Annotated in this window: 23 protein-coding genes; 10 read left to right on the forward strand and 13 right to left on the reverse strand. The window is 45.6% G+C overall.

Features of this window, described 5'->3' with window-relative positions; all coding sequences use genetic code 11:
• Positions 1-547: 547 nt before the first annotated feature.
• Positions 548-1,000 carry an acyl-CoA thioesterase gene (locus tag OH463_RS05650; protein WP_005453229.1) on the reverse strand — a complete coding sequence of 151 codons (453 nt, stop codon included), beginning with the start codon at positions 998-1,000 and terminating at the stop codon, positions 548-550.
• A gap of 209 nt (positions 1,001-1,209) precedes the next feature.
• Between OH463_RS05650 and OH463_RS05655 the strand changes: the two genes are divergently transcribed.
• The 3 genes from OH463_RS05655 (at position 1,210) to OH463_RS05665 (ending at position 3,499) form a co-directional block, all read left to right on the forward strand.
• Complete coding sequence (locus tag OH463_RS05655; protein ID WP_269990785.1) at positions 1,210-1,974, forward strand: ferredoxin--NADP reductase; 765 nt, start codon at positions 1,210-1,212, stop codon at positions 1,972-1,974.
• 118 nt (positions 1,975-2,092) lie between these two features.
• Positions 2,093-2,536: an RDD family protein gene (locus OH463_RS05660; RefSeq protein WP_009697987.1), complete on the forward strand. Its 444-nt coding sequence runs from the start codon at positions 2,093-2,095 to the stop codon at positions 2,534-2,536.
• Between the two features lie 126 nt (positions 2,537-2,662).
• A complete protein-coding gene (locus tag OH463_RS05665; RefSeq protein WP_005453224.1) occupies positions 2,663-3,499 on the forward strand; it encodes an outer membrane beta-barrel protein in 837 nt (278 codons plus the stop codon).
• 63 nt (positions 3,500-3,562) lie between these two features.
• Here OH463_RS05665 and OH463_RS05670 read toward each other — a convergent pair whose 3' ends face one another.
• The 8 genes from OH463_RS05670 to OH463_RS05705 all read right to left on the reverse strand — a co-directional run bounded on the left by OH463_RS05670 (position 3,563) and on the right by OH463_RS05705 (position 12,507).
• Positions 3,563-4,234 carry a DUF2057 domain-containing protein gene (locus tag OH463_RS05670; RefSeq protein ID WP_269990786.1) on the reverse strand — a complete coding sequence of 224 codons (672 nt, stop codon included), beginning with the start codon at positions 4,232-4,234 and terminating at the stop codon, positions 3,563-3,565.
• Between the two features lie 193 nt (positions 4,235-4,427).
• Positions 4,428-5,573 carry an AI-2E family transporter gene (locus tag OH463_RS05675; RefSeq protein WP_005453220.1) on the reverse strand — a complete coding sequence of 382 codons (1,146 nt, stop codon included), beginning with the start codon at positions 5,571-5,573 and terminating at the stop codon, positions 4,428-4,430.
• On the reverse strand, positions 5,566-6,252 hold the full coding sequence (locus OH463_RS05680) for a potassium channel family protein (protein ID WP_005453218.1): 687 nt from the start codon (positions 6,250-6,252) through the stop codon (positions 5,566-5,568). The genes OH463_RS05675 and OH463_RS05680 overlap by 8 nt, the downstream gene beginning before the upstream one ends.
• 19 nt (positions 6,253-6,271) lie before the next feature.
• Positions 6,272-7,159 (reverse strand): HlyD family secretion protein, encoded by an 888-nt coding sequence (locus tag OH463_RS05685; protein ID WP_005453216.1) that lies wholly within the window; start codon positions 7,157-7,159, stop codon positions 6,272-6,274.
• Positions 7,160-7,171: 12 nt separating this feature from the next.
• Positions 7,172-7,375: a DUF1656 domain-containing protein gene (locus tag OH463_RS05690; protein WP_005453214.1), complete on the reverse strand. Its 204-nt coding sequence runs from the start codon at positions 7,373-7,375 to the stop codon at positions 7,172-7,174.
• Complete coding sequence (locus OH463_RS05695; RefSeq protein WP_269990788.1) at positions 7,375-9,060, reverse strand: TolC family protein; 1,686 nt, start codon at positions 9,058-9,060, stop codon at positions 7,375-7,377. Before OH463_RS05695 ends, OH463_RS05690 begins: the two co-directional genes overlap by 1 nt.
• Before the next feature lie 10 nt (positions 9,061-9,070).
• A complete protein-coding gene (locus tag OH463_RS05700; protein WP_269990790.1) occupies positions 9,071-11,245 on the reverse strand; it encodes an FUSC family protein in 2,175 nt (724 codons plus the stop codon).
• 392 nt (positions 11,246-11,637) lie between these two features.
• Positions 11,638-12,507, reverse strand: coding sequence for a DMT family transporter (locus OH463_RS05705; RefSeq protein WP_269990791.1), 870 nt, complete (start codon positions 12,505-12,507; stop codon positions 11,638-11,640).
• Between the two features lie 202 nt (positions 12,508-12,709).
• On the opposite strand from OH463_RS05705, the gene OH463_RS05710 reads away from it, so the two are divergent.
• The gene (locus OH463_RS05710) at positions 12,710-13,588 is read left to right on the forward strand and encodes a 6-carboxytetrahydropterin synthase (RefSeq protein ID WP_239211135.1); all 879 of its coding nucleotides are present in this window, start codon (positions 12,710-12,712) and stop codon (positions 13,586-13,588) included.
• A 61-nt stretch (positions 13,589-13,649) separates the two neighbouring features.
• Positions 13,650-14,525 carry an aspartoacylase gene (locus OH463_RS05715; protein ID WP_269990794.1) on the forward strand — a complete coding sequence of 292 codons (876 nt, stop codon included), beginning with the start codon at positions 13,650-13,652 and terminating at the stop codon, positions 14,523-14,525.
• 8 nt (positions 14,526-14,533) lie between these two features.
• Here OH463_RS05715 and OH463_RS05720 read toward each other — a convergent pair whose 3' ends face one another.
• Entirely contained in the window at positions 14,534-15,451 is a 918-nt protein-coding gene (locus OH463_RS05720; protein ID WP_269990796.1) for a LysR family transcriptional regulator, read from the reverse strand.
• Between the two features lie 148 nt (positions 15,452-15,599).
• Between OH463_RS05720 and OH463_RS05725 the strand changes: the two genes are divergently transcribed.
• Positions 15,600-16,490, forward strand: coding sequence for an alpha/beta hydrolase (locus OH463_RS05725; protein WP_009697979.1), 891 nt, complete (start codon positions 15,600-15,602; stop codon positions 16,488-16,490).
• 44 nt (positions 16,491-16,534) lie between these two features.
• Here OH463_RS05725 and yidZ read toward each other — a convergent pair whose 3' ends face one another.
• Positions 16,535-17,506 (reverse strand): HTH-type transcriptional regulator YidZ, encoded by a 972-nt coding sequence (gene yidZ, locus OH463_RS05730; protein WP_005453192.1) that lies wholly within the window; start codon positions 17,504-17,506, stop codon positions 16,535-16,537.
• Positions 17,481-18,671, reverse strand: coding sequence for an MFS transporter (locus OH463_RS05735; protein ID WP_009697977.1), 1,191 nt, complete (start codon positions 18,669-18,671; stop codon positions 17,481-17,483). The genes yidZ and OH463_RS05735 overlap by 26 nt, the downstream gene beginning before the upstream one ends.
• 132 nt (positions 18,672-18,803) lie before the next feature.
• On the opposite strand from OH463_RS05735, the gene OH463_RS05740 reads away from it, so the two are divergent.
• Together OH463_RS05740 and OH463_RS05745 are read left to right on the forward strand one after the other, a co-directional pair.
• Positions 18,804-19,274, forward strand: a complete 471-nt coding sequence (locus OH463_RS05740; RefSeq protein WP_026000275.1) for a GNAT family N-acetyltransferase — start codon at positions 18,804-18,806, stop codon at positions 19,272-19,274.
• Between the two features lie 91 nt (positions 19,275-19,365).
• The gene (locus OH463_RS05745) at positions 19,366-19,824 is read left to right on the forward strand and encodes a GNAT family N-acetyltransferase (protein WP_009697975.1); all 459 of its coding nucleotides are present in this window, start codon (positions 19,366-19,368) and stop codon (positions 19,822-19,824) included.
• Positions 19,825-19,850: 26 nt separating this feature from the next.
• Here OH463_RS05745 and OH463_RS05750 read toward each other — a convergent pair whose 3' ends face one another.
• Positions 19,851-20,363, reverse strand: a complete 513-nt coding sequence (locus OH463_RS05750; protein WP_009697974.1) for a DUF2799 domain-containing protein — start codon at positions 20,361-20,363, stop codon at positions 19,851-19,853.
• Between the two features lie 261 nt (positions 20,364-20,624).
• On the opposite strand from OH463_RS05750, the gene OH463_RS05755 reads away from it, so the two are divergent.
• Positions 20,625-21,335: a response regulator gene (locus OH463_RS05755; RefSeq protein WP_269990799.1), complete on the forward strand. Its 711-nt coding sequence runs from the start codon at positions 20,625-20,627 to the stop codon at positions 21,333-21,335.
• Complete coding sequence (creC, locus tag OH463_RS05760; protein WP_269990919.1) at positions 21,335-22,777, forward strand: two-component system sensor histidine kinase CreC; 1,443 nt, start codon at positions 21,335-21,337, stop codon at positions 22,775-22,777. The genes OH463_RS05755 and creC overlap by 1 nt, the downstream gene beginning before the upstream one ends.
• The last annotated feature ends 26 nt before the right edge of the window (positions 22,778-22,803 follow it).

Consider the following 22,803-nt stretch of genomic DNA (forward strand, 5'->3'; position numbering starts at 1 on the left):
TGAACAGCGAGGAACGAGCGTGATTCAGAATCTACTTTCAGATTATATTGAGGTAATTCATCGCTTTATGGTTTGCAGCAAACGGTAAGTAGATCTTAGTCTCGCCTTGGCTCGCTAGAATGACACAACTTTTCTTATCGCATAGGCTGGAATAGTTCCTCTGCGTCATTCCCGATAGCGACGAAGGATCGCAGTCGGGGAGCTCTGTTGTGATGTTTAAAGCGAGATTCCAGATGGCTCGCTTAGGCTCGTCCGGAATGACGTCTGAGCTTGTATTGTAAGGTGAACACCCAAGCGAGAACCGTCATTCTGAACAGCGAGGAACGAGCGTGATTCAGAATCTACTCTCAGATTATATTGAGGTAGTTCATCGCTCTATGGTTTGCAGCAAGCGGTAAGTAGATTCTTAGTCTCGCCTTGGCCCGCTAGAATGACACAACTTTTCTTATCGCATAGGCTGGAAGAGGTCCTCTGCGTCATTCCCGATAGCGACGAAGGAGCGCAGTCGGGAATCTCGATTCTAATCTCTCGCTTCTCGCCTCTTTCCTTACTCCAAATGATGCGTACTGCCCACGGTGCCTTCCAAGTCTAAAATCGACTGGCGAACGTGATCTGGAATTGCAGCTTTCACGTTGTTCTTAAAATCAAACATCACACCAGTAGCGGTCGCGATGGTCGCAATCTTGCCCCACTTCTTACTCAGCACTTGGTATTCCATCGTGATGCGATCTTCTTGCATGTCGATTACGCGTGAGCCAATCAAAAGCGTATCTGGAAACGTAACGGGTAGCTTATAGCGGCATTGTGTTTCACTTAAAACCGGACCGATGTGAGACGTCTGCAAATCTACCAACAGATTAATCTTGTTGAAGTAGTCCAAACGCGCAGTTTCGAAGTAACGAAAATACACCGCATTATTGACGTGCTGTAGGGCGTCCATCTCTCCCCAAGCGACTTTGATTTCCGTAATCACTGGGAATTCTTTTAATAACGTATCCATTACTCATGTTCCTTTTTCATCGACGTTGCCGCAATTTGCTAAGCGACTTATCACTTTGAGTATTTATTCTAGATGGAACTGATTAAAATGTAATAAAATTGTATGTAAAATGTGAAATGAATTAGATGCTTATTTTTGTAAACTAAAAACTTTACATAGTCAGTTGTGAGGCGTAGGTTTAAGTAAGCGTAACCAAAAGGAGATGTCCAATGACAGAACTGAAAGGTTTCAATCTTGCCAAAGTAGAAAAACGAATCGACTGGACAGGTGAGCTGTTCAGTTTACGAGTTTCCGGTGCGCCTCTCTCCTTCAAAGCCGGACAATTTACCAAACTCGCCTTGCTCGACGAACAGGGCAATCCCATTAGCCGTGCATACTCGGTGGTGAATGCGCCCAGTGAGCAGTTCGAGTGGCTCGAATTCTTAGTCGTCGCGAACCCAGAAGGGCAACTGACGCCAAGGCTGCAGCAGCTTCAAACTGGCGATAGCATTTATGTTGGAGAAACGGCTCATGGCGATCTTATCCACGATACCATCCCCAAACACGCAAACGATCTATGGCTGCTTTCAACGGGGACAGGCATTGGTCCATTTCTCTCTTTGTTAGACGACATCAATCTACTTCCACATAGCGATCACATTGTGCTGGTGCATGGTGTGCGTTACGAAAGAGATTTAGTTTACAAATACCTGATTGAGCAGCTCCAACAGCGATATGAAGGTCGTCTTCGTTATGTGCCGATTGTCAGCCGTGAGAGCATTCCGGGTAAGCTTCAAGGCCGCATTCCAGATCTGATTGCGTCGGGAGAGCTCGTTAATCGTGCTGACTTGCCGTTTTCTAAACAAAGCAGTTTTGTGATGATGTGTGGTAACCCAGAGATGATCAAAGATACCTCTCCAGTACTGCAAGGTTTAGGCTTAGAGAAGTATCGTGCCCGAACAGGTGGCAATATCATTTACGAGAGATATTGGTAAGGTTTGATTGATATTTGACCATCTCAGTTCTGAGAGAGGGTCACAAATATGGCTTCTCACAATTGAGCGCCTTACAACCCATCCCTAGAATGCATCAGCTTGCATTTCAGGGGGAAGTATGTGGTGCTCAATTGCCGATAGAAGGCGAAGATTTATTGGTGGTTTCATCGATCTGATGATCGTGACTGGTTTAGTGCTTACAATCGCTTTGACCATCAATTCTGTTGTAAATGGCTTCGAACTTTCTTTGAGTGAAAACCTTCAATTAGTTAAGGACACAAAAGCAAGCTACGTGCTAACCATTCCTATGTTGATGATGGCGAATTGGAATTTTCTCCGTGAGGGACAAACTGTTGGGATGCGTTTGGTTAGGATCAAAGTGGTGATGAAGAACGGTCACGACACGACGAAAGTGACCACGTCTTTACGATTGTGTATGAGCTATTTGATTGAAATGCTTATCCCGTTTACACCATTGGTCAACCTTGCTCTATTTTTATTTCACCCTGAGCGTCGTTTGTTGCACGATTTGCTTTCAGGTACCAAAGTGGTGAATTGCTAACTCAACTGCTGATTTGACGTTGAATGATCAGTTTCATGCAGAGTTGCGATCGAATCGTCTTTCCATATCTTTCTTCCTACGACTACACTTACTTCAAACATAAATTCAATCGCTTAGGACTCAAGGATGATGAACAAAGCTGGTTGGACAGTGTGCCTCGCTACTCTCATTTCTTCCGGCGTTGTTGCTGGAGAGTGGGAGATTGAAGCGGGGGGATTTTTCTCTCGCACTGACACCAAACTTAACGCCTACGACCCTTACCTCGACCAAATACGTACCATTGATTTCGAATCTGATCTCGATTTGAAAGAGTTTACCGTGCTGCCTTATGTTGAGGTGGAGTATTACTTCAATAAAAAACATAGCGTGTATCTTGATTGGCGTAGTTTGCACCGTGAGGCAACCCGCACAGCGGTAACCAAACCTTTTGAAATTACCGTTGATGGCACCACTTATGCGGTTCAAGCTGGCTCTAAACTGACCACAGAACTGAACATTGATATTGCACGCCTAGGTTACGGTTATCAGTTTTACACCAGTGATAAATGGGCGGTGGATGTATTGGCGGGGCTGCACGTGATGTGGCTGTCATTAGGTTTAGATGGCAAGCTTGGCGCAAAAGTGAGTGGGGTGGATGAAATTCCAGTAATGTTTGTTGATGATGCGGTTTTAAATGATGTTACTGCCCCTTTGCCAGATTTGGGGATTCGAGCAGAGTACTCACTGACGCAAGACTGGATTTTAAAAAGCCACGCACAGGTGTTCTATTTAGCTGTGGATGATATAGAAGGCTATTTGTTTGAGGTGGACATTGGCGCTAAGTACTTCTTTACCGACCAATTCAGCATGACGGGTTCATTTAACTATTACGAAGTAGGGGTTGATTACGAAAGCGACAATTCTGCGCTCGATGTTACCTACCGATTCTATGGTCCAATGCTGACCATGGCGTACAAATTCTGAATTAAAAAAGCCACACAGGAGTGTGGCTTTTTGTATTGAATATTTCGTCTACCAGACAACGAGCTATTGCTTGTTGATGTAGTCTTTAAAGCGCGCTTGTGTCTCAGCGTCTGCTTTTTGGTACCAGAAGTGCAGCATTTCTTCAGCCGTTGAATCTGCTTTCATCGTCGCAGGCTTAGTTTGCTTCATGTCTGATGGAATTGCTGCTGGAAGCGTTACAGGCTGAACGACCGCTGCAGTTGCAACGCCGACTGCCGCTACACCGCCTGCTTTATTGTAGTCTTCCACTTCGCGAACGTAGTCACGACCAATTTGCATACCTGGTTTGATTAGCTTGTCTTGCTCTACCGCAATTGCATTGCCTGAAGCATCAACCAGTTTCCAATCTAGGTCTTTGATTCTTTCTTCTGCTTGGCGAAGATCACGGTATTCAGGAAGTTGGAACGCTAGCTCAGCATCGGTTGCGTCGAAACGAGCTACGATAACGTCACTCTCAACACTTAGGCGATCATTGCCTTGGCTGAAGTAAGGTGCGTAGCGGAAAACAACTTGGTTTACACCGTCAGGCAGAGTGAATGATCTTTCAGAAGCAAAAAAGCCACCAGATAGTTTTACTTTTTCACCGTTAGCCGCATAGATTGAAACGTCGTCAGGAACGGTTACCGTCACATCCGCGAATGCCATGCCACTCATTGCCAAAGCAAGCGCGCAAGTTAAAGGCTTGATCAATTTCATTGTTTTTATCCTAAGCACTGTCATTAGTGGTCATCGAGATTGCATTGTTCATTGTCTGATTGCAACTCTCGAATGTTAGAAGATTGAAAATTTAACAAGAACGTCATTTTAATCTGATTCCAAGCGATGAAACTGTGAGCTAAATAGCTCAAACCGCTGCAAAGACAGCGGTTTGTTTCAAATGCTTGCAAGGTTAGATACCAGCGCCGTGACCAGATTCCGCTTGCGACGCTTCTTTCTCTTCGATGACCGCTTCTTCTTGCTGTTGTGCTTTCTCTATGCTCAACCACCATACGAATAGCTCATACCAAATCGCTAGGATAACGGCACCTAAGAACAGACCAACGATGCCGTAGAAGAGCATGCCGCCAATGGCACCAAGTAGAATCACAGGCATCGGTACGTCAACACCGCGTCCCATTAGCATCGGTTTGAACAGGTTCTCTGACAATGCCGCAACCACAACCCACACAGTGAACATAGTCGCAGTGCTGGTGTCTTGGGTCATGTACATGTAGCCAATTACAGGCAGTACGGCAAGCAGTGCTGGAAGCTGTGCGATACACAGGATCATCAGAATAAGTGTGAGTAGACCTGCAGCAGGTACGCCGAAGATGAAGAAACCTGCACCAATCAATAGCGCTTGAATCGCAGCGACACCAACCACGCCAAGCAACACACTCTTAATGGTTGCGGCGATAAGTGTTGTCCAGCTCTTGGCGTTGTCGCCAGCGGTGCGAACGGCAATGGTGCTAAGACCTGATGCCAAGGACTCTGAGTAAGTCATAAAGCCAGCAGCAATCGCAAGCGATAGGATAGAAAGAAGCAGACTACCCAAAGCACCGCCTACCATGCCAAGTAGAGACGTTAAGCCTGACTTGATTTGTGGCATAAAGGTTTGAATTGCTTTCTCTAAGTTTGTCGCGAACAGCGTCCATACTTCGTAAAGCTTGTCACCGACAAGTGGCCAATCAGCAACAGAAGGTTTTGGACCAGGGATTTTGATGTCGCCATTTTGCAATACTTCTAGTGCGTGCGTTGCGCCATCAACAATGGAGCCTGATACCATCACTAGAGGCGTGACCAGTAGGGCGATACCCAACAACGCAATTGTCGTTGCCGCGAGACCTCGTTTACCACCGTACACTCTTTCTAGTTTTTTACAGATTGGCATCAATGCAACCGCGATGATCGCACCCCAAATCACAGGAAGAATGAAAGGTTTGATAATGTCATACGTAAACATCAGCAAGACTAAGATCAAGCCGATACGTATCGCAGATTCCACCATATTACTGATGAAAATCTTACTCTCTGTTTTTTCCGATTGTTTATCCATTTTTGTTTACCTGATGTTCAATGTTGGAACTGACGAGACTTGAAACAACAATCGCCATATAAAACACGCCTACAATGGCCTCTAAATACACAACGACTTGTGCCAATGGTGTTAGAGGGCTGATGTCGCCGTAACCTAACGTGGTTAAGGTGACGAAACTGAAATACGCTGCATTAGAGAAGTTCTGACCCCAAGAGATGGCTTCCATCCCGGTGAATGAGTTTGGAGAGAACTCAAGAAGGATGAGATAGGCAATTGCCCACATCAGTCCCAGCAGCAAAAATAGGGCAACCGAACCAATGACTTTGTTGGTGTTCACATGCCCAGTGAACAGAATCTGTCTTGCGATGGATTTGAATGTCCCGAAGAAGAAGGCGAAGGTGAGGGCGAGCATCACCACGTCCATTTCTTTGATACCGAGAGCGGCTTTAATACCAATCACCAATACCCAAGTACCGAGCAAGGTATAAAGAAAACGTGACCAGTTTTTGTCAAAGCGTAAGCTCGCCATACAGACGATAAAAGTGATGATGGTGAACCCTTGTAACAGGTGTTCCATCGCTCCTTCTCCTACAACCTGTACAAACGCACCGCCAATTAAGAGCCCGATTAACGCTAGGGTCAGATAGAAGAAGTTGTTTTCTTCATTGATGTTTTTGAGTTTTTTTCCGATAGCCATGGTTATGTCTGTTTAACTCCTATTCTTGCTCTTGTGATGAGTCCTTCATCACCATGATGGAAGCAGAAAGACCAAAGCGTAGGTCGACGCCTTCTGGTAATTCATGCAATGACACGCGAACGGGAATGCGTTGGGCTAAGCGAATCCACTGGAATACAGGGTTCACATTAGGGAGAAGGTTGTAGCCAACGGTGCCGTCTTTAGGGGCGATACCCCAACCGATGGAGTCCACCGTAGCGTCGATAGGTGTGTCTGGGTGAGACATCAAGGTGACACGAGCTTCATTGCCCGGGGCAATTTGAGCCAATTGGTTTTCGCGGAAGAAGCCAAAGACCCAGAAGCTGTTTTTGTCGATAAGTGCCACTAACGGTTGGTTTGCAACCGCCTGTGTACCGTCACGGATATCTAGGTTTGATACAAAGCCATCAACCGATGCGTACACTTTGGTGTAACCAAGGTTCAGGCGCGCAGACTTAAGCTGTTCTTCTGCTGATTTGATTTGCAGTAACGATTCTTCGTAGGTGATTTCGCGACGAATGAGATCTTTGTGAGAAACTGCGCCTCGGTCTTTGGCTCGGATGTCTTTTAAACGATCGTATTCGATCTTTTTACCGCGTGAACTGACGATGGCTTTCTCTAACGCCACTTCTGCTTGTGATAGGGCAACGTCGTAAGTGGTTGGATCGATCTCAAACAGCAGATCGCCTTTCTTCACTTCTTGGTTGTCCATCACGGCAACATGAACGATAGGACCAGATACACGAGGTGCAACCTTGATAACGTTCGCACGTACCTGACCATCGCGGGTCCATGGGTTATTAAAATACTCTTCGAACTTCTGATAGCCGAACCACGCCGCGCCACCAAGAATGACAAGATTGAGTGCAATAACGAGTAGTTTTTTCATCTTGTTGGGCACCTAAAACTGTATATAAAAACTGTCGATGGCCACCACGTAAAACACCATGATGGCAATGAATGTCAGAGACGGAAATGCAATGAAGCGTGACAAGCGTGTCTTGTTCAAGATGATCACCGTTATCCATGTGGCAGTGACGGCAAGAATCAGCACCAGTAACAAGGGAGAAAAGTAAACGTCCCCCCAAGAGAGTTCGTGTGGCATTACTGCACCTCCCCATCTTGCTCGGAACTATTTTTCTGGGTACTTAGTTGCTCGGCACTGTCTGCTTGCGCTTTGTCTGAAGATGGCTCGATGCGAATTGGTGGCAGAACACGTTCTTCTTCATCCAGCAAACCATCCCAATCGCTGCGGTCTTGCATCTGTTTGGCGACGGTTTCAGATAAAAATGGTTTACCTGTTTGAGCCTCCCATCCACCGCCGAGCGCTTTGTAAAGTGCCACAACTTGGTTTGCGACGTTACCTTTGATGGTGGCGTAGCTGTCTTCTGCGCGAGTCATCTTTTCTACTGAATTCAGAAGACGCTCAAAGGAAATCTGACCGTTTTCGTACTGCGTCATCGATATATTGAACGCGCGAATCGACGAATTGACCGATTGCAGACGCAGCGATTTTTGCTCCAAATACAAGTCATAAGCTTCCAGTGCATTAGTCACTTCATTAACCGCTTGCAGCACCTTCTTGTTGTAGTTGGTCAGCGTTTCTTGAAACTTCGCATCTTCAAATCGAATGTTGTTTTTCACTCGTCCGTATTGGAAGATATTCCAACTGAACGTTGGACCTACCACCATGGTTAACGAGTCACTGAAACTGAAGCTGCTGCCATCTGGAACCGTGCTATCGATACCTATAGAGCCGAACAGAGAGAAGCTTGGGTACAAGGCTGTTTCGGCAACGCCAATCTGAGCACTCTGAGCACGAGCTTGCATTTCTGATACTTGAAGATCAGGTCGGCGCATCACCAAATTTGCATCCACTTTGTTATCCAGTAGAGGTGGACGAGGTACGATGGAACGTTCGTCGTTGCCTGATAGTGCGGGTTTTCTGCCTGAGGATTTAAACTGGTTTTCGTAATCAGCCATCCGCTGAGCAAAGCCATCAGATTGCAACAGCTTTTCAACGTCTTCTGGCAGCACACCCAACAGCAATGCTAATGCAGTGCGCGACTGCTTCATTGCAATTTCAAGCGAAGGTTGCGCCGCTTTAGTATTGAAGAGCTGGTTTTTTGCTTGCTGAACGTCGAGCTCAGTTACGTTACCAGAATCAAATTGCACCTGAGTAATATTCACTACGCGCTCTTGGATCTCGATGTTTCGACGAGAGAGTAAAATACGCTCTTGGAACGTGCGGTAGTTGATGTAGTTGCGTGCCACTTCCGCAGTGATGGTCACCATGATGTCGTGGTAAGACGCAATCGACGCATAGTAGCCAGCTTCAGCAGATTCAATGCCACGCGCGTATTTGCCCCAGATGTCCATTTCCCACCCTGCATCAAATGACAGCGCGGCGTTATTTACACCTTGGTCGTTCACATAAGCTCTGGCTAAGTTACCGGAGACAGTTTGCACTTGTGGGTATTGCAATCCTGTGGAGATGCCCAATAGCGAACGTGCTTGGACGATGCGCAAACCCGCCGCCTCAAGATCGAGGTTTTGTTGGCTCGCCATCTCAACCAGTTGGTTCAGTGTTGGATCGTTGAACTGCTGCCACCACTGCTGCAGTTTTTGCTCGGATTGCTGTGTGTCTTGCGCCACTTTTTCTAATGACCAATCACTTGGCAAGGCGGTTTGCTCTGGATGGACGTAATCCGGACCCAAAGTCGTACACGCACTCAATCCGAGTACAGAGAGTATGGCGAGGCTAGGTTTAGTTAGTTTTAGAAGCATCATATCCTCACCTTTAAAACCGCTTCTGACGTAAGTTCACCCAATCGATATCCTCGTAGGTTTGCTTGCATTGGTTTATTGCTTCGAACACGTTCCGTTTTAAATTCAGCAAGATATAAAAACCAGCTATCTCTGAATAAGCGTAGTCAGATAAATCCAACTCACTAAAGAATTCTTCCAGTTTATTTTCAAAGGATTGGTAATCTTGGCTGTATTGTTCGAACACAGAATTGAGCTCGTCGGTCGTCTGATGGCTTGCTAGTGCGCCAGCCATCAGAGGTAATATGGAATCGGTATGCTTGCTGCGTAACTGTTTGATAAGTCGGTTACTTAACAGCTTTTGTTCGGCAGCAATCAAAATGTTGACGTGGTTATTTAGGGCATTGCATGACTTGCTGAATGCGCCGATGGCCTCTGGCGGCGTTTTATCAAATAACTTGTGGTTGATCTTTGAGCCCCAAACCATCAGTTTTTTGGAAGAGACGTTTAGTGTCACCAAATGCAAAGAACGTTTCAGCTTTTTAAAAGAGGACTCAGATTGTTGGTGATAGCTAGCAAATAGGTCACCAACATGCCTGAAATACCGCTCTTTCAGCGTTAAGAACAAATGCTCTGGACGTGAACTGAAAGGGAAGTAATGAGCGAAAATGATCATGAACACCACCATGTAGAACAAGGTCATGATCGTCATTAGGATGCCAAAGTGATAGGTCATATTGTTGTCGAGACCGAGCACGAACAAGCCAATCATATAGAAGATGGTCACCGGTCCTTTGAATAGATAGAAACCGATAAAGGTATAGATAAAGATGAACAAGCCCAGTTCGGCACCTAACTCTAAACCCGGCAAAATAAAGACGTACGAAGGCACTGCAAATAGGAAGCCAAACGTAAACAAAATCAGCAACATGAATGGGTGAACAGGTACAAACGACAGCAGTGACATAAAGATGGTTGAGAAGGTAACAAACGAGTAGCCACCTGGCGGGTTGAAATAAATCCAAATTAACCCTGCCACCCAGTAGGTGGTGAAGGTTTTCACTGCGGTTTTGAAGTTCTCAGCATCCCACCAAAGGAACTTACTCTTCTGCTTCGGCAATTCTTGCTTAAACGACACATTGTTGGTCACAGAATCAATACAGCTAATGCTCTCAGCTAAGCGAGACAAGCTTTGGTGCATGAGTTTAAGTAAGTGACCAAGTGTGAGTGCTGAGCCTTTCACAAGGTGAGACGCGTCTGCCAGCGCCGCTTGGTTGTATTCGATGTTTAATTCTTGAGCTCGGTAAGCCGCTCCCTCGTTGGCCCACATCTCTTGACTGATCTTGAACAGTTGTTGGATTTCTTGAGTCGCTTGATCAAAGTTGTTGATACAGCTTCGGTCTTGCTGGTGGCTAAAGTGACTATGTGCAGCCACGCTAAGCTCTTGAGTGATTTGCTTATTGAAGTGGACCGCGAGTTGCCACTCTTTCATATAGGCCGAGACATCACTGCACTCGACACTGACGGTTGCAAAGCGTTGTTCTAGCGCGTTTTGTGCGGCGAATACTTTTTCTAACAACTCATCGATGGTTGGTGACGGTGCTTCATCGTTTTCAGTCGCTTCCACATTGGTGACCACATCCTGTTGTAGCGCTGTTTTTTGTTCGAAGTTTTGCAAAATGGCATTAAACAACGCTTGTTGAGCTTGATTCAGTTGCTCAATGAGCTGACGCAGATTTTGCTCTGTCTTGGTCGGCCATAGGAATGTGCCCACTAAGGTGTAAAGTACTACACCAAAGATCGTCATGTACGCGCGATCAACGCCATACATGAATGCGCCTTCTGCATCTCCACCATTCGACATCATTAAGACCATTACGCCAGTTAAGGCAAGTAAGGTCGGGTCTTTTTGGTACGCGTTGCGGAAATAGAAAATAAAGGAAACAACGACAGAAACGCTGAGCATATACAGCAAGCGATCTTGGGCAAACATGCCGACAAGCAACAAACCGATTACCGCACCTACTAAAGTACCCAGCACACGCAATGTGCCTTTGGCGAGAGACTCACGTCGACTACCGGTAGAAGCGATTAACATTACTGTCGTAGCCGCGGTAGATGCTTGCGGCCAACCCATTGCAAACGGGATCAGATAAGCCAGAGTTAGGCTAAGCGCTACTTTTGTGGCGAATTTGATTTTCTCGTTCATAGTGTCAACGTTAGCTCAGGCTTATGCTTGTAAGTGGATGAATTTATTCAATCAATAATCAGAATTTCGTTCTGAAAAAATTGCGGACGCGGAATATAGCGATTGAAATGAAGAGGTTTGTAAATCCTTTGTCAAAACCCAATCGGACTGAAAAGCCTAAATCGTTCTTCGAGCCCCGTTGCTCATAGCGTGGGAGGAAAAACGACCAAGAAAACGTTTAACTAGAAAGTCTCATTACTGATACAGTTTTGCAGGAATTATCAAACCAAATTTCTATTCAAGGCTCATCGCCAGCATGTTAGGTCTTGCTCACTTCCAAATTATTGTGAAAACAAGTGCCTAACAAAAAGCATAGATGATGAGGAATAAGTTGAGAGGGAAGTTTTTGTTTTTTACTGGCTTGTAGATGTGGTTTTGGATTTTTGGGAGCGAGATAAAAAGACCAATGCAATACCGCCAAGAATGATAGCACTGGTTATTAACGAATGTAGGGTCAGGGCTTCACCTAACAAGATGCTACCTAAAATCAGAGCGATGGCAGGAACAGAAAGCTGGCTAACTGCTGCTTGTAACAGAGATAACTTTTGCATTACCTGATACCAAAGTACATAACCAAAACCTGAGGCGATGGCACCCGATGCAATGGCTAATAATGTACCTTTTAAGGTTACTTGAATTGAATCTAATAACAGTGGGGAAAGTAAGAGTCCTAAGATGGAAGCGGTAATGAACCCCCAAGTAATCCCACTGCTCGGAGTTGGGGCGTATTTACCTAGAGCGGTGAAGCCTGCCCAGCAAACACCGGAAAGTACCATCAATACAGCAGACCAGACATCTGGTCGAGTTGCCGATGGCAGCATGAGCCAAGCAAACCCCGCTAATGACACCGCAATGCCTAACACTTCGAGCGATTTAAAGCGCTGCCCTTGCCACCAATAAAGGGCGAGTAAGGTCAGCTGTACAGCACCAAAAAGTAACAAGGCTCCGGTTCCAGCTGCTAGTTTTATATAGGCGAAAGAAAACAGGGCGGCATATCCAAATAAGGCTACTCCTGCAAACAGACTGAATTTGGTTGTCGGTAGCTGGCTGCGAAAGTTTCCTCTCAGAAGTAGGATGGTAACTAAGGTGACTGCACCAGAGAGTAAACGGATAAGGGTGAAGCTACCCGCGTCGATGAGACCTGCTGCTAATGCTAAGCGACACAGCAGTGAATTGGCAGCAAACGCCAACATAGCAATCGCGGTCAGTAAAAATGTCGACATTCCTTATCCTCAATCCTAAGCAAGATACGCAGTGTAGCGCCAAACATAAGAAGCTAATTAGTTGATAAAGTGATTAGTTATAGCTGAAAACGCACACTCATGGTGCATTGAGATATCGAAGTCTTGCCAAATTGAGTGAAAATAGCAATTGTTATAACATAACAATTTGGTTCGGTAATAAATACAGAATGAGGAATTCGGGTTGAATCTATTTGTTAATGATCTCACGGTTATTGATGCATCGTATTTGTGTGAAAAACGAGGCATGGTCGGCGAGAGCTGGATTCTGGATGTCGTAATGCATGGCGATCTCAATGAGATGAGCATGGTGCTGGATTTCTCGAAAGTGAAGAAGCAAATCAAACAATTGGTCGATCAATATGTTGATCACCGTTTGCTTGTTCCCGTAGATAATGACGCGGTGGAAACCACAAGTATTCAATCAGGCTATTCCCAAGTCGACCTTATGCGTGGTGAAAAGGGCATTCATCTACATTGTCCGGATGAAGCCTTTTGCTTTGTTGATGCTAAAAAAATCTCAATAGAGAGCGTGACGAAACACATTCACCATGTTCTACAAGGTCATCTACCGAGTAATGTGGCATCGATTGATGTGACCTTACGTCATGAAAAACTCGATGGCGCTTACTATCACTACACCCACGGTTTAAAAAAACACGATGGTAATTGTCAGCGTATCGCACACGGACATCGTTCACCGATCCAAATCCTAGTGGATGGGCAGCGTGATATCGAACGCGAGCACGCTTTTGCACAGCGTTGGCAAGATATCTATCTCGCCTCCATCGAAGACTTAGTTGAAGTTGAGCATTTAGAGTTGAGTGAACACGCTAATGGCAGCAGTAGCGATACCCACTTTGGCTTTCGTTACACCACCTCTCAAGGGGACTTCCAGTTAGCGATTGCACACAGTGAAACCGAAGTGCTGAACACGGATACAACGGTGGAACTGCTTGCCGTATTTATCGCTAATGAAATTGCTCCTTCATTAAATGAGGGGCAGTCACTGCAAATTATCGCCTATGAAGGTGTGGGAAAAGGAGCGATGGCGTTTCGCTAAGATGGCGCTGCTCAATCTCAATTAAAACTCACTTTTACTCAATATTTGGAATATTACTTTTATGGACAAACTTAATCGTGTTCTGCTCGTGGCAGGTACGCATGGTAACGAGCTTTCTGGCATTTATCTTCAAAAGCTCATCAAAGATCGCCTCTATGTTGCTGACCGTTCGACGTTCAATACTCAGTGTGTGCTTGGCAACCCTGAAGCGGTAAAGCAAAACGTTCGTTATGTGGAGACCGATCTCAACCGTGAATTTGCCTTGGCGAATCAATCATCGCCTGCGACTCAGCAAGAAACTGAAATCGCGCAGCAATTCACGCAAGTACATGCTCACCAAGAGAATCAATTGATCATCGATCTGCACAACACCACCAGTAACATGGGTGCGACCTTGATTTTGGTTTCTAATGACGTGTTCTATCGCATGATGGGGGCGTATGTGAAGCAACGCATGCCAGAAGCCAACATCTTGTTTGAAGACAGAAAAGCGTGGGATGACCAACCTTATTTGTGCACCACCGGGCAGCATGGCGTGATGATCGAAGTTGGAGCTCAAGCACATGGTTCACTGAAGTACGACACTCTAGAGCTAATGAAGAAGATGCTGACCATGGTGCTCGATTACCTTGAACAGCATAACCTTGGTCGAGTTGGTGAGTTGAATGACTACGACGCGTATTTTTACACCGAAGAATTCATGATCCCTGTCGACCACGATGGTATGCGTGTCGCGACAGTACATCCTATGATCTGTGGACGAGATTTCGAGGTAGTCAAACCGGGCGAACCACTACTCGCGACCTTCTTTGGTTACGATATTTTCTGGGAAGGCAAACAGGATATCTATCCGCATTTCATCAACGAGAGTGCGTACAGCAAAGCCAATATCGCTATGGCACTTGCTGAGAAAAAATGCGTTCGCACGAGTGATTGAAACCGAGCTTAGCTTGAATGTTCGCCCTCAATTCTGAACTGTTTATAGTGTTCTTCGAATCGGTCGCTTATCCAGTCCATAAGCATTTTGACTCTTGGTAGTTGATATTTGACTGGCGGACAGACGAGCGAAAGTAAGGTTTTTTCTGACCATTCCGGGAGCACCTCGATAAGTCTTCCGGATGCCAAATCAGCATGGCAGTACACATCGGTTAGTCGCGTTACCCCTAGTCCAGAAAGCGCCGCATGCCGCATGGTCCTGCCAGTAGCCGCTTTAATACCTTGCCCTACGTTGATAATGCGCTGCTCTTTATGATTCTTCATGATCCAATGATCAACACTGCCGTGAATCAAAGGCAAGGCTTTAAGATCTTCTGGGACGAGGATGTTCGGGTGTCGTTCAAGAAAATCTGGACTTGCGACATAGTGCGTGCGAAGTGTGGTGAGTCGGCGCGCGATGAGAGTGGAGTCTGGCATTTCGCCGACTCGGAGGACTAAGTCGTAGCTATCTTCAATAAGATCAACGCGATGTTTTGAGAAATCGAGCTCTACTTCTACGTTCGGGTAGGCGGATTGAAAACTCATCACCAATGGGGCAATGAGCTCTTCGCCAATCGGACCTCCGACAGAATTCATTTGGATCCGACCCTTAATTTCGCTGGTGGTTTGCTGTGCCCACTCTGCGGCAGCATCCAGTTGTAGCATTGCTTCTTTGCACTTGCGAAAGTAGCCATCGCCAATTTCAGTAAGGCGAAGCTGACGTGTGGTTCTATAAAGCAATTGAACACCCAGCGAGGACTCTAATTCACTCACGAGCTGACTCACGTTTGCCTTTGATGCGCCCATCGCTTCGGCTGCGGAGGTAAAGCTTCCACATTCCGCCACATAAATAAACGCTCGAATACCTCGCCAAGATAGATTGTTCATGTAAACCTAACAGTGTTTTCATAATGCTCATATATATCTGAATAATAGCGCTCCTTATACTGGTTTAAAAGAGAGGAGCAGAGTACAAATGTTTGTGAATGCTCGTCTCTATCGTCTAAAAAACCGTTAACCATAGAGAGTGAATCGAGTGACAGTAACAAGATATGAGGCTTCATTTTTCAGCAATGGCAACCGACTTGCAGCGGAAATTCATCGTCCATCCGTAGTGGAGAATCCTTTACCCGCGGTTTTGATTGCAGCGCCACAGGCGGGTGTGAAAGAGCAGACGGTAAGAATCTACGCCAAGAAAATTGCTGCCAAGGGATTTGTGGTATTAACGTTTGACCATGCCAGTTTTGGCGCGAGTGAAGGTGCACCAAGATTTCATGAGAACCCATACAGTAAAGCGGAAGATTGCCGCAATGGGGTCACTTATTTACGTTCTTTAACGTATGTGAACAACGAGCAAATCCATGGGTTAGGTGTTTGTTCTGGCGGCGGGTATTTAGCTCATGCCGTTGCGACAGATCGACGCGTAAAATCACTTGCGACTGTGAGTGCTTACTTTGACCACCGAGGTTTTTATCACAACGTAATTGGTCGAGAGGGTTTGTTAGATTTACTGCTTAAAGGTAATGAAGCGAGAGAACGTTATCTTGCTACTGGGCAGATTGATTTTCTGCCTCATGCACCAACTGAAGACAGTGAGGAAATGCCACGTCTGTTTAGAGAGTTCTACCAGTACTACATGACAGAGCGCGGAGCAAAAGGTTTATACGAAAGCAAGTTTTTGCCTTGGTCTTATGAGACGTTGGCTAACTTTTCTGCGTTGGATATTGCTGCAAACCTGACACCGACACCACTGCTGATGATTGTCGGTACAGAAGCGGATTCCGCATACGAAAGTGAGCAAATGTTTGATGCGGCTTCGCAGCCTAAACAATTGATTAGAATTGAAGGTGCGAATCACATTGGGCTCTATGACGAAGACGAATACGTTGATCAAGCTGTTGAGCAGATCATTGAGTTTTTTAGCTAATCACACCATTAGAATAAAAAGGGGCGAGAATATCGCCCCTTTTGCTATTTATCGATGTCACTGGAACAACCATAAAGTGACTTAATGGTATTTCGTAACCACACCAGTTTTGGGTTGTACGCATTACGTTTGTGCCAAATCATGGTGAACGGGATCAGCAGTTTATCTTGTTGAGTTTGTTCCAATGGAATGGGTAGACACACCAAATCTGGGTGTAGCTTCTTGGTGTAACTTTCACAGTATTGCGGTGCGGTGGTCAGCATATTGTGGTGTGGCTGTGCGGCCATAAATAGAGACTGCTCAAAGCTCGACATGGTTAAGCCAATTGAGCGCTGTAAGCCCAGTTCACTCAATACTTCATCCAATGCCCATGTTTCACTCTTTTCCCAAACAATATTGATGTGTTGATAGCTCAAAAAGGTCTCAAGATTCCATTCCTGCTTCAAAGCAGGGTGATCTTTGTGCAGGTACACCATAGGTAGGTCTGAGAACAGCACTTCAAAATCGAGGAAGTAAGGGAGCAGGTCGAGTGACTCTTTCGAGCGGGGATGGCTCTCTCTTCCTGTAAAGCCGATGTCTGCTTCTCCACGCACAATCGCATCGAGTGAATCATAATCCCAATTACTGGTTTTGACTTTAGCATCCGGGTAACGCTGGTGGATTGCGATAAGAAGATCATCAAGAATCGTCAGCACTAACGGGGATTCAATGGTCAAATCAAAGCGTACGCCTTTTGGTGCTATATCGCTGCGTTTTTCCGCAATTTGGCTGCCAATTTGTAACCATTCCGCCAGATCTTGCTCCATGCTTTGTGCTAACGGAGTCGGCGCTAATCCTTTCGGTGTTTTGACAAACAGAGGATCATCAAACCAGTCACGAAGCTTATTGAGCGATTTACTTACCGTTGACGGCGTAACGTTTAATTTCTTCGACGCTTTGGAAACACTCTGCTCTTGCAGCAGCAATTGCAGAGTGAACAATAAGTTGAGATCAAGACGGGCTAGTGATTTCTTCATAGTGGCTTTCATGAGCAGGCTTAGGAATAAATAGTATTAGAGCCAAGCTGATTACGCCACCTATTGCTAAGATAAACACCAACATATTCAGCGCATTAACGCCAATCAATCCCATGAACCAGATGTAGATCGCAGAGCAACACACTTGAGCGATGCCCAGCAATGAGCTTGCTACACCTGCACGTTGAGAGAATGGGCTGAGCGCTTGACTCATGGCCACGCCAAAGCCAATCGAGAAGCCAGCGCAAATCAGCCCAAATCCGAATAAGTAAAATGGGATTCCCCATTGGTCTAGATGCGCAAAACCAATCACCATCGCAGCACTGACAAGCACGGTTTGCGACGTCAGCATCAGTGTACGTTGTTTAAAATAAGACAAAGCCAATGGCGCAGAAAAAGAGGTGAGCATACTGACGAGTGCCGTGCCTGCCATGACAGAAGAATAGCCACCACGATCAAAACCAAGTTCGCCCATCACCAGCATTGGAGAGACATTCACGTAGGTAAGAATGGTGGTCACGCCAATGGCAGTAATGATGAGTCGGCTAATAAAAAAGCGCTCACAGAAGGTTTCTTGGTTAGAAGCTGAAGCGGCGCTTTGTTGTGGTATTACGTTAGGTTTTGATTCTTTGAGCACCAAGGTTGAAAGCAAACAAACCACCACACCCATGCCTGCCATTGTGGTGAACAGGCTTGGCCAAGGGAATTTGAGCATAATGAGATGGCCAACAACGGGGGCGATGACAGGAATGATGCAGGTAATGCCGTTGAGCATAGATAGTACCTTCGCGCGACGTTTGTCATCCAACGTGTCGCGAAGAATGGCAAAAGCAACCACATAGCAAGAGCCAGCTCCAATACCTTGGGTAAATCGAGCAATTAAAAACGCCTCGGACTGCTCAGCCATGCTACCAAGTAGTGATGCTGCAATGAAGATCGCAGCGCCAACCATAGCAACAGGTTTTCGACCAATGGAGTCGGCGATCTTTCCTGCAAACAACATAGTCGTTGCCATACCGGCAAGGTAGATAGAGAACGCAATGTGTAACTGTGATTCACTGGCGTTTAAATCCGCGGCAATTTGAGGCAAACCTACAAGGTAAAGATCAATCGCGGTAGGATAGAGTAATACAAGGGAAAAACTACAAAGCAAAAAACGGAACATGGCAACCTCACTAACAATTGGTGAGGATCATAATGTGTGAAACGTTTGCCAGCGAGTGGGAATTGCGACCGTAGGTATTTCCATTTACGACATACCCTGTATAAATCGAACGTAAATTCAACAAGGATGACCATGATTACTATTGAAAAGTATACGCCATGTCGACACGCGCAAACCATTGAGCTGCAAGTCTTGGAAGATCAAGCTCAGTTTACGGTTGAGAATATTGGTCAGCGATTGGAAAGTCTTAAACCGACAGAGCTACCTCATTTGATCCTTGAAGATGATCGTGTGGTCGGGTTCTTTTTATTTGATGCTGCGTACAGTGAAGATTATGACTTTTGCCCTCAAAGAAGTTTAGGTGTTCGCTCATTACTGGTGGATCATCGCCATCAAGGCAAAGGTATTGCGAAGCAAGCCATTGGTTTGTTTAGGGACTTTGTTAAGTTGCACTATCCAACATTTGAATTTCTCTACCTAACGGTTAATTGTCGAAACGTCCCCGCCTATCAGTGTTACCTAAAGGCGGGTTTTGAAGATACTAATGAGCTTTATCATGGTGGACCAGTTGGACCTCAGCACATCATGCGACAGGAATTGTAAAGAAGAACAAAGCAATAGATTGTACCTACTAAAATTTTGCAATAAATTTGATGCAACTGAATGAATAACCACGAACTCTCAAGGACGATATGTGAAAATTGAAGTCGACAATTTAGAAAGAACAGCCGTAATCGCATTACTAGAAGAACATCTACAAGACATGTATGCCACATCGCCGCCAGAGAGTGTGCATGCGTTAGATTTAGCTAAGCTCAAAGCGCCAGAAGTAACATTTTGGACCGGATGGAAGGATGAGCAACTGCTTGGGTGTGCAGCGATTAAAGAGTTGGATGATCAACATGCTGAGCTTAAATCCATGCGCACCACGCCAGCGGCAAGAAACCAAGGTGTGGCGTCTCAATTATTGATTCATGTAATTGAGCAAGCGAAGCAAAAAGGTTTGCAGCGCTTAAGTTTAGAAACTGGCTCGATGGAATTTTTTAAACCTGCGCGCCTGTTGTATGAAAAGCATGGCTTTGTGTATTGCGATCCGTTTGGTGACTACGAACTCGATCCAAATAGTCAATTTATGACCCTAGAACTGAGCTAGGGTCATTGATTGATAGTGAGTTGAAATTAGAAGTTCAAATTGAAATTGATGGTTGGCGACAAGAGGTTTGAACGTTCGTCAGCCAATCGCTTTCTCTTCTCTTTTAAGCGTTTAGCGTTGTCTTTATCTGGGTTGTTATCCAGTTGATTATCGATGATAGAAATTTCATTATCGATCTCTTGGATACGCTGTTGGCGTTGGTACTCTTGATGGCCTAACTGATAGTTTTCAATGAACTGTTTATTGCTACACACACCATAATATTCTTTACCTTCAATACCGACGGTATAGCCATTGTCTGGTGAACAGTAAAGAATCGTGCCTTTATCAAAGCCTTCTTTCCACTGTTCTCGATCTGGAGTGACACCCGCTTCACCACAGTCTTCAGCGTAGCTGTTAATGATGCTCGGATTGTTACCTTCCTGCCCATCTTTGTAGCCTACTCTATACCAGTCTGCTGTCTTACACTCATCTGGAGACATGCTGGCGCAACCAGAGAGCAAAGTGAGTACTGCTAGGGGGATTAGCGCTCTTTTCATCAGTTACTGTCCTTTAAACAAAATCGAATTGATATGGCTGAGTGTAAAATGAACACTGTTCATATCAATAGTTGAAATCATTGTATTCGCAATTGTAGTGAGTCATCAGTATCAGTGATAAGTTCAATTCGCTGAATGAATTCGAGTTTGATTAATATTGTTCACGGATTTTGCCTTTGTTGTATCAATTCGATAGCCTTTACATCAAAGTAGACACGCAACAACGACATTAAGATAAATATAGTCAATGAGGTTTAGACATTGAGTGACCAATCAACCGTTGTCATTATCGAGGATGAATCTGCTATTGCCGACAACTTGATTCATGTATTGGAGATGGATGGCTACCACGTAGAGTGGTTTGCAACGGCAGGAGAAGGTTTCGCTTTTTTGCAGCACAATACCGCGGCTTTGCTTGTATTGGATGTTGGCTTGCCAGACGGCAACGGCTTTGAGCTTTGCAAAGCTATCCGTGAGTTTTCTGATATTCCAATTATCTTTCTCACCGCAAGAAGCGATGAAATTGACCGTGTAGTGGGCTTGGAGATTGGCGCGGATGATTACGTGACTAAGCCATTTAGTCCGCGTGAAATGTTGGCGCGCATCAAGTTACGAATCAAATCCAAAGCACCGATGGTGGAACATAAACCAGAACCAACATTAACCATAGAGCAATCTCAATTTAGTCACGATTTGGTTGCGCAGAACTTTGATTATGGTGTCGGTGGACAAATGCTTGGGTTAACAGCGGTGGAATTTAAGATCCTCGATAAGCTGATTTCCGTCTCTTCCAATGTATTGAGTCGAGAGCAACTTATGATCGCGGCAGACATGGCGCCAGAGGCTGCATATGAGCGCAATATCGATACCCATATCAAAGCGATTCGCCATAAGTTGAAGTCGTTTGAGATGTCTGAACGCATCTGTACCAAACGTGGCTTTGGTTACTTTTACTGCATTAAAGGTGAATGATGAATCGTTGGCCGAAGATCCCACTTGGACTCAGACTGTTTTTTCTCTACTTCATCTTAGTCGGAATGACGGCTTACATGGTGAGCAAAACTGTCGTCCAAGAACTTAAGCCAACCGTGCGTCAAACCACCGAAGAGACGCTGGTGGATATGGCGAACTTGCTCGCGGTATTGGCAGAAGAGGACGTTGCAAACGGAAAGTTGTCTGAGAGTCGCTTCTCCAAACTATTAGCGGCTTATGGGCAGCGAGAACCTCAAGCGCGAATTTGGGAAATTGGCAAAAAAGCGATTAACCATCGAATTTACATCACCGATAAACAAGGGATTGTGATTGCGGATTCTTGGCAGCAAGACGTAGGCAAAGACTACTCGCAATGGAACGATGTTTATCTCACGTTGCGCGGTCAATACGGTGCACGCAGTACCATCGAAGACCCGAAAGATCCGCTCTCAACCGTTATGCACGTTGCTGCGCCCATTTACCACAGAGGCGAAATCATTGGCAGCGTGACGGTGACAAAATCCAATCGCTCAGTACAACCCTTCATCGATCTGTCTAAACGCAATGTGCTGTTTTGGATGGTGTGGATGAGTGGTTTAGTGCTATTGGCGGGGGCATTGTTTGCTTGGCGAATTCACTCGGCACTGAACAAGCTAGAAGACTACGCGACCAAAATGGGTGAGGGCGAAAAGGTTTCTAAGCCAACATTTCGTATCTTTTATGAGTACGGCACGCTAAGCGACGCATTGGAGAAAATGCGCAACCAGCTTGATGGTAAACAATATGTGGAAGAGTACGTACAGACGCTGACTCATGAGCTGAAAAGCCCGTTATCAGCGATTAAAGGCGCGAGTGAAATATTGCAAATGCCGTTGCCTGAAGAAAAGGTCACGCGCTTTGCTGGCAACATTGAGCGAGAAAGCGACCGCATGCAGTCATTGATTGATAAGTTGCTCGAACTTGCTCGCCTTGAAAAGCGCCCTGAACTAGAACAAGTCGAAGCTATCTCGCTAAAACAAATGGTCAATGAAGTGGTTGAATCGGCGGATGCGCGCTTGAGTGCTAAGTCGGTCACAGCCAACATCCAAATTGATGACCATCTCGCCGTGCTTGGTGATGCCTTCTTACTGAAGCAAGCCGTTTTTAACCTGATGGATAATGCGCTGGATTTTGTTTATTCAGAGGGACGTATTGAATGGAAGGCTGAGGTCACGAAAGAGAAGCTGTGCCTGTCGATTTTCAATTCAGGTCCTCACATTCCCGACTACGCGATGCCTCGTTTGACCGAGCGCTTCTACTCCCTCGCTCGGGAAAATGGTGTTAAGAGTACTGGGCTTGGGCTGAATTTTGTTGAGCAAGTGATCAAGCTGCACAAAGGTAAGTTGCAAGTCGAAAACGTCGATTCTGGTGTGAAAGTGACCCTGATTTTACCAACTCCATAGAAACTCCACATTAGCTCCATTCGTTC

The organism is Vibrio sp. NFR, from assembly GCF_027587095.1.
GTDB classification, from domain to species: domain Bacteria; phylum Pseudomonadota; class Gammaproteobacteria; order Enterobacterales; family Vibrionaceae; genus Vibrio; species Vibrio harveyi.

Excerpts from the sequence above, each read along its gene's own strand:
- OH463_RS05695 (WP_269990788.1), bottom strand. The coding sequence starts at position 9,060 with ATGATGCTTCTAAAACTAACTAAACCTAGCCTCGCCATACTCTCTGTA.
- creC (WP_269990919.1), top strand. The coding sequence starts at position 21,335 with ATGAATCGTTGGCCGAAGATCCCACTTGGACTCAGACTGTTTTTTCTC.
- OH463_RS05720 (WP_269990796.1), bottom strand. The coding sequence starts at position 15,451 with ATGAACAATCTATCTTGGCGAGGTATTCGAGCGTTTATTTATGTGGCG.
- OH463_RS05735 (WP_009697977.1), bottom strand. The coding sequence starts at position 18,671 with ATGTTCCGTTTTTTGCTTTGTAGTTTTTCCCTTGTATTACTCTATCCT.
- OH463_RS05660 (WP_009697987.1), top strand. The coding sequence starts at position 2,093 with ATGTGGTGCTCAATTGCCGATAGAAGGCGAAGATTTATTGGTGGTTTC.
- OH463_RS05700 (WP_269990790.1), bottom strand. The coding sequence starts at position 11,245 with ATGAACGAGAAAATCAAATTCGCCACAAAAGTAGCGCTTAGCCTAACT.
- OH463_RS05670 (WP_269990786.1), bottom strand. The coding sequence starts at position 4,234 with ATGAAATTGATCAAGCCTTTAACTTGCGCGCTTGCTTTGGCAATGAGT.
- OH463_RS05650 (WP_005453229.1), bottom strand. The coding sequence starts at position 1,000 with ATGGATACGTTATTAAAAGAATTCCCAGTGATTACGGAAATCAAAGTC.
- OH463_RS05685 (WP_005453216.1), bottom strand. The coding sequence starts at position 7,159 with ATGAAAAAACTACTCGTTATTGCACTCAATCTTGTCATTCTTGGTGGC.
- OH463_RS05715 (WP_269990794.1), top strand. The coding sequence starts at position 13,650 with ATGGACAAACTTAATCGTGTTCTGCTCGTGGCAGGTACGCATGGTAAC.
- OH463_RS05675 (WP_005453220.1), bottom strand. The coding sequence starts at position 5,573 with ATGGATAAACAATCGGAAAAAACAGAGAGTAAGATTTTCATCAGTAAT.
- OH463_RS05750 (WP_009697974.1), bottom strand. The coding sequence starts at position 20,363 with ATGAAAAGAGCGCTAATCCCCCTAGCAGTACTCACTTTGCTCTCTGGT.
- OH463_RS05680 (WP_005453218.1), bottom strand. The coding sequence starts at position 6,252 with ATGGCTATCGGAAAAAAACTCAAAAACATCAATGAAGAAAACAACTTC.
- OH463_RS05690 (WP_005453214.1), bottom strand. The coding sequence starts at position 7,375 with ATGCCACACGAACTCTCTTGGGGGGACGTTTACTTTTCTCCCTTGTTA.
- OH463_RS05665 (WP_005453224.1), top strand. The coding sequence starts at position 2,663 with ATGATGAACAAAGCTGGTTGGACAGTGTGCCTCGCTACTCTCATTTCT.
- OH463_RS05655 (WP_269990785.1), top strand. The coding sequence starts at position 1,210 with ATGACAGAACTGAAAGGTTTCAATCTTGCCAAAGTAGAAAAACGAATC.
- OH463_RS05740 (WP_026000275.1), top strand. The coding sequence starts at position 18,804 with ATGATTACTATTGAAAAGTATACGCCATGTCGACACGCGCAAACCATT.
- yidZ (WP_005453192.1), bottom strand. The coding sequence starts at position 17,506 with ATGAAGAAATCACTAGCCCGTCTTGATCTCAACTTATTGTTCACTCTG.
- OH463_RS05705 (WP_269990791.1), bottom strand. The coding sequence starts at position 12,507 with ATGTCGACATTTTTACTGACCGCGATTGCTATGTTGGCGTTTGCTGCC.